At 39.0% G+C, this 7,370-nt stretch carries 2 protein-coding genes; both read right to left on the bottom strand.

Features of this window, described 5'->3' with window-relative positions:
- The coding region (locus tag ACGH4F_RS09410; RefSeq protein WP_411590993.1) for a hypothetical protein at positions 1–3,302 on the bottom strand (3,302 nt) is incomplete at its 3' end.
- Positions 3,302–6,853 carry a hypothetical protein gene (locus ACGH4F_RS09405; RefSeq protein WP_411590992.1) on the bottom strand — a complete coding sequence of 1,184 codons (3,552 nt, stop codon included), beginning with the start codon at positions 6,851–6,853 and terminating at the stop codon, positions 3,302–3,304. The genes ACGH4F_RS09405 and ACGH4F_RS09410, both read right to left, overlap by 1 nt.
- Positions 6,854–7,370 lie beyond the last annotated feature (517 nt).

Genomic DNA, 7,370 nt, shown 5'->3' with positions numbered 1-7,370 from the left:
TTACCGTTAAAATATCCCGGGTAGATGCGAGGGGTAAAAATACCACTTACGGTTAGCAAACCTTTATTATATTGAATGAGTTCTTCTTTAGTGAGCTCAACTGCTTCATCTTTGTTTTTAGAACCTGTTACATCCAAGTAAAGCTTGCCCGAAATTGCCTCGGTCGTATTTGATGATGAAACTTGAGCTTGCATTAGGAATAGATTATTTTTATCTAAATTATTGGCAAGTGAACCATCGGCTAATACTTCAAAATCTAACGTTCCTGGTGGTGTTGCTGGGTCCATATCTGCAATATCGATAAAATTATCACCCTGATTGTGAACGACACGATATCTGCCTTGAGGCAATGATTTTAGCTTGATCGTTCGATAGTAATCACCAATATCACCCCATTTTTCATAATCACTTCCATTCCAGAAGTAAATTTGAAAATATCCATTTCCATTCTCAATCGTTTGCTCACCTGCATACTTCATATCACCATTGAGATCATTAACAGGCGCCCCCGAAAATTGTCCTTTTCCTTGCATTAGAAAGTGCTTAGTTAATGGCATATCAAGTTGTTTAAACTGTACTTTATAACTTGGTGCTAACTCTTTATCAGGATTAGTGACAGCCGTTGTACCTGAATAGATAGTTTTAACGATATAAGTCACATCTCGATTAATACCATCTTGTTGCCCTTGAAAGCTATATTCACCCTTGGCATTCGTTAGTTTTTTCCCAATAAAATTACTTCCGTTTTCAGTACAATCATTGGTACCGTCATCTTCGCAAAGTAAAACAATAGCATTCTTTAAAGGTAAGTCATTAGCATTGTACATTTGCTCGGTTTGTATCTCACCATCACCTAACCATGTATCTAAAAATACTGAGCCACGAAGTATGTGTTGATTAATTTTTAATTTATACCAGATGTTAGTATCTGTGTTATATTTGTTACCACCACTCGCATTAACAATAATGCTCGATATCATTTTTCTATTATCATTAGGATCGATACTCGAACCACTATTCTGATCATTATTTTCGAAATCAATATCGCCATTCCTTATATCACTGCCGCCACCATATTCCTGTTTAGCCGTAACACGATACTCTCCATTAGGCAAATTAGTGAAATTGTAATGACCCTTGTCATCTGTTGCGAATTCGGTGATAACTGTCCATTCTCCAAATACTTCACGCTCCAGAGTAACCCGATTTTGTTTAATTGGTGTATCTTGATTTGGATTATAAGTACCCAAAGTACCAGAATGACTATTATTTAAATAAACATATCCGGAAATCGTATTGGGTCTTGTTGGTGTAAAATAGATGGTATCTCCCCAAGTTTTAGCCGGTGCAACATTAACCGAATATTCGCCATTATATGATTCGGGATAATCCAAATTATCCTTATCATATTCAACAACAGAATAATAAAACAAACCCGCATGATCGATAGGATAATTTTGTGAGCCTCTTACGCCATAAAAACCCGGCTTTTGATAGCTGACTTCTAATTTATTACCTTGTAAATCGGTTGCTGGAGTCACACCATCTTCTTCAAAAAAGACAATTTTAGTATAAGTACTGGCGGTAATCGCTTCGAGCCCATTAATCGTTGAACTCCAGCTCCATTCCCCATTGGCTGTTTTCAAATAATTGACGACTAATAAATTACCTAAATCTTTACGTATTGGTGAATACCAAAAGTTTTGGTTGGTTTTTTGCTCATTAAGTTTAGGTAAAATAATCTCTTTAGCAGCAATATTAGCTTGTGTACCATTACTTAATGTGACTTTTCCTTTATGAATACTTTTTGATTTAGAGGAGGTACTGGTTGATTTACCGTCTGTATCATTGACAAAAATATTTTCATTTAAATTTATATTTGATTCCGTGACAACAACTTTATAATCTTTGTTTTTTACTAATCCAACAAACTGATAGGTGCCCAAATTACCGGCTGTTAATTGAGAAGCAATTTTTTCCCAATCGGTTCCATTATGTTGGTAAAGTTCGACAGTGGTATTAATTCCTGTACTACCCAGAGTGGCAAGCGGAATATTATTGCCCGTTTTACCTGAATCTGGACCTGCTTTAATATATTGCTGAGGTCCTAGTACAAACACATTTCCAGATATACCAGCTAACGTTGTATCGTTCGGATCCATTTTTAATAAAAATGTCGGACCACTTGTTTGATTATTTTCGTCTGTTATTTTAACGTTTTGTTCAATTTTACTAATTGGAATATAAGGTGCTTTAACATTGGTTACCTTAATGTCATAACTCGCCACCGCTAAGTCTTTAAAACGATATCGACCATTATCAGTAGTAGTCATTGTTTTTGTACCCAGTACTTTGGTTGTCGTGCCAGGATAAAAAAGCTCGACATTCATATCAATCGCACCGGTATCAAAATCTACTGTATAGATCCCATCACCATTTTGATCGATAGCGACAACACCATCGACACCCCATTCATTACGTGGTTTAACATTAAACACACCTTTTTGGTTTTTACCCGCCATATTAAAACTAATTTTGTCAACGTAGGCGTTTTTGCTATCCGGTAACGTTGCATCCCATAAGGCATATTTGATTTTATTACTTGAATCTGCAATAAAATCTTCTGCATCAACCACCATATCATACTGATGCCCTTTTAAGGTATTTTTAAGTTCGACTGTACCACTATTACTTGTTACAAAAATAGGAGTTTTGGAAGAAGCACTATAAATTAGTCTAACAGGGATATTCTTTGCACCGGCGCCTTTGTCATCTTTTATCACTAAGTTGATATCACCGCCTTGCCCTTTGATAAATAAGTTCTGAGCAGAGGCGCCGGTATCCACTATCAGTTGTACTGAGCGATCAATGGTTTCACCTTCAGTCGTTTTGGCAACAATCTTATATGTCCCCAGGAACGGCGCATCTAATTTATAGCTTCCATCTTGGTTGGTTGTTGCATCAGATAATAGTTTTTGGTTACTATCATATAATTCAACTTTTAAACCCGTTAACGGCATTTCCGTTTTGCTTGCCGTATTATCATAATCTAAATAGACTTTTCCACCTATATCAAAGCCATACGCAGTTGATAGTGTCACCATCGATATAAACGCTGAGGCTAATAGTTGTTTTATACCCCTTAGCATTCTTTTTTTCACTGTTGCATGATGTGCAGTTCGCATTATCTTTTCTCCTGATATGCGCAAATTCTCTTCTTTTCGTTTTTCTACTTTTCGGTTTGATTTGATTTGCACGGATGAATACATCTGACCTCTATTAACTTTTTGCCAACTGTTCATTAGAAACTCCCTACTACATTGACAAACCAACCATGTGAACGGTAGTTCAGACGCGTTAAGTTGTCATTGTAATCCGTAAAGTTATAACCTATTCCCATCTTGATATTGTCACCGACATTTCGGTAAATACTGGTCACAACCCCGTCTTTATGGTCATCCGCTAGGTTTGTACGTAACGTTCGACCTTCTATCTGGTATTCCCAGTCACCTGTCTTGTAATTGAGGCGAAGTGCATATAAGCTTGCTCCTGATGAGTACCACGTGCTTTCACCTTTATAACGTAAATGCCCTTGTCGGTGCGCCGCTTTAAACGCTGTTTCCCAGTTCGCATTCCACTCATACACACCTTCTAATGACCACACCCAACTTTTTTGGTCATACAGGCTTGAGGTATAGCTTTTGCTATTTGACGATGTTGAATTTGCTATCAGCTGATCATCCGGATCTAAACCATACACATACGTTAGCTTTCCGAATAAATTCAGGTTATTGATAGATAACGGGCGATAAGCAAAGCCTAATGTCGATTCCGTGTAGTTACTCACCACTTCACTGTTGTTATCGTGCTCTCCTAACGTTTTTGCAAAATCAAACTGTGCCATCCAGCTTAGGTTCTCGTTCACGGTCGTTTTTGCCCGGTTGGTCGTTACCCATTGACGGATCCGCTCACTACCTTCATCTATCCGGTATTCCACCCGGTTACGTACCTGAACAGTATCATTTTTATAACCATATCCTACTGCATACACATCCCGGCGGGTTTCATCATTTCCGGTTAAACTGGTATTGTGGTTTCGGTAACGATTATTCACCCGTCCTACCGAGTAAGACCCCTCTATAAATTGTGCTTCCGTCGGTTTATAACTTACCCCATAAACATCAGAAGTGGTTCGGTCAATTTTGGTGGTTTTAAATTGACGCTCTGAGTAAAGCTCCATCTGACTGGTCGCTTTGGTGCGTCCCCCAACAATTGTCGTAATACCCCGCCCCGAGGTCGAGTCCACATCATTTAAGACTTTGGTATATAAACTGGTGCGGTCATTTACATCCCAGCTCCCCTGAACACCACCACCGGCACCCCGATTTGATGCAAATACTTCTGCACCCAAATTGATGCTTTCGGTAATTTGTGAACTGTATCCTAAGGTGGTACGGTTATCATTCGCCACATCGCCCGATTTACCTAACGTCAGCTGCTGAATGATGTAACCTTTGTCCCGTCCGTCAAAAAACGAGCGTTCCAGTTTCGCCGCCACTAAGGTTTCACGGGTAGAAGCATCACCATAATTATGTGTGTTGCGTTGTTGTAACTCTAACGCCGTTTTATATAAGTCACCGAGTGTTGTGTAATATTGAGCACGCGCGATTTTTTCGACATAATTTGCCTTGTCTTTTTCACGACTGTAACCCAGTAAGATACCTTTTTTATCCGTCTCAAAGTCATAACGTAATTCGCCACCCCACTCTTCTAAATCACTGCTACGGGCTTTAGCAAAGGACGAAAAGCCTTTCTGCTGCATCGAATAGTAACCCGTAAAACTTAATGGGATATCCTCACCGGTCAAATCACTGAATTCGATTTTTTGATTAATCTTCCATGCTGCTCCCCGTGTATCACCTGATAACACCGTCTGATTAAATGATAAGCCACCATTACTCGACACAAAAATATCACTCATCCCGGCCTTACTTTTGGCATATTCAAAATGCGTATGTGTTCCCTGCGTCGGTCTGACAATCACATCCAGTCCTTTTAACTCATACGTTTCACCGCTTGCCTGGTCTTCACTAATATATGTCCCGCCAATACGAATATGGTCGTTTAACCAGTGATAAGCCCGACCACCAAACACTTTTTGGCTTTCAAAGTCAAAACCGTCCGAGTAATATTCGTATTCCGCTATAATCCAGACCGGGTTACCCCCAACCAGATTACCGCTTTCAATAATTGAACTGCCCGTGCCACCGTTTGCCGTCATCGGTAGGGCTTTGGTTAACATCACCCGACCCTGAAATTGATTCACTTCATAATCAACCCCTTCGTTCAAGGTACAGGTGCTCAGCACCCGACCGGTATTGCGGTCACGTACCTCCATCGACAACTTTAAACTCCCTTCGGTAATACGCTGATGTTTTAAAAAGTATAAACTACCACCGGTCGATGCTAATTCATCGTGACTGCCTCGCGTTTCACCGTTCGATAAAAACACCGTCGCGAATGTGCGGGTATCACCATAACGGGTTGAATGCTCACTTTCGTGATATAACTTTGCCCCATATAAACTGCGGTTAAAGTTGGCAAACTCATTGCCGGTAATTTGGGTGTTATAGTTACCCCATAACCCGTAACTTTTGCCCTTCTCTAATTTGATATAAAACTTCCCTTCCGTATCCACATCACTTTCCGTGGTCGAATCATCTCCGTATATCGGGTAGTAAGCTTGCGGGTCGATTTCACGGATAAAACGAGTCGGGTCTTTTTCACCTAAATGTCCAAATGCATTTTTTAATTTCGTTTCAGTCGTGTCCAGATGTGCCGTTAACCGATAATCGCCTTTATTTGCTTTTAAGTAAAAAGCAACCCGACCATCCCAGCTCCCTTTGCCGCTGTAGTGATGACTGTCGGCATCTTCCAGTATCGAACGCCCTTTTCCACTAACATTGTTTTGTGCATACGTCACATCCACGATACCCACATAAAAAATGTCATCTTTCTTTTCAACCACTAACTTTTCCTGTTGCGATTGTTTCTGACCCGATTCATCCTGCCAGCTTATATCAAACTGATACTCACCCGGCGATAAAATCATCTCTCGCATCGCTCGACCTTGAGCATCCGCCACTAAAGGCTCGCCATTAAGCATCAACCCTTGTTTACCTTTTAAGCCCGTCATTTGAATGACCACTTTACGGTCTTGTGCACTGGTTACTATGCCCTGATGATCTATCCGGCTTTCGCCAAAGCCCGGTATCGTGCTCTCTGATTTTAATTGGCCAAATAATAAATGGCCTGAGCCCGATTGATTGTCCAGTTTGTTGTAGGAAATAAAATCACTGTTATGGTCCGCTATGCCTTGACCTAATGTCTTAAACGATGTTGCATAAACACTGTCTTTCAAACCGTCATAACTGGTGGTGGTTAAAATCGCTTTATACTCGCTGTCAATTGATAACGGCTCACCATTATCGGTTTCACCACGCCATAACACCGCTTCATACGGACTGATTTCTTTAAATCGTAAAATCTTTAATGGTTGTCTGTTATCTAAATCCGATTGACGGTAAATGGTGATTTGATATTCTGCGATTTTGGTTGGGTAGTTAGTGTAAATATAAAGTCCCATTGGTGTCGTAAACAATCCTTGCGACGTCAACTTCACTTTTGGATTATAAATACTTAAATTAAGCTTTTCTTCTGCGTTAAACTCATCCCGAATAATATTTAATTTAGGTATATCTAAACTACCTGCATAAACATTATTGGAGCCAAGTAAAAAAGCAAAACTAATACTCAGGCAAAGTGGATGCCGGGTCCAGTTATGTTTTTTCATTTAGTTTATTTCCTTCCTCTTCTTCTAAGATCGATTATATTTTTTATTTCCGTAATTCAACTCAACATCAAAATTTATCCATAAACCTTAAAAAATGATTGATGACCAATCTTAATTAACCTTTGTTGATAAATAATAAATTAGCTAATCAATCAGTTAAAAAAATTACAAAATGAAATACTTTTATTAAAACTTTTTCATAATATTTACATAATACTATATATTGATCACAATAAACGATCAATATATATTATTCTGATCGCTAATTTCTATATTAATTGTTACTTTAATTAGCTGTTTATAGTTATTAAAAGTAAGATTAAGAGGATAGATTAATTAGAAATAAAAAACCCCCGATAGACGGGGGAAAGACCTGAAAGGATAGGGATAGACAGACTTCCTTGTCCGTCTTTGATGGTAATTACTGATTTACCTCGGTAACACCAAAATCAACTTTACTTGGTAATCCCGGCGATACTCTCACCACTTTTGGATTACGTCCACTTACTTTGTACTC

It is taken from the genome of Gilliamella sp. CG35, from assembly GCF_046635745.1.
Taxonomy (GTDB): domain Bacteria; phylum Pseudomonadota; class Gammaproteobacteria; order Enterobacterales; family Orbaceae; genus Gilliamella; species Gilliamella apicola_I.
Note: the sequence above shows the minus strand (reverse complement) of the source record. Positions and strands in the feature narration are given on the sequence as shown.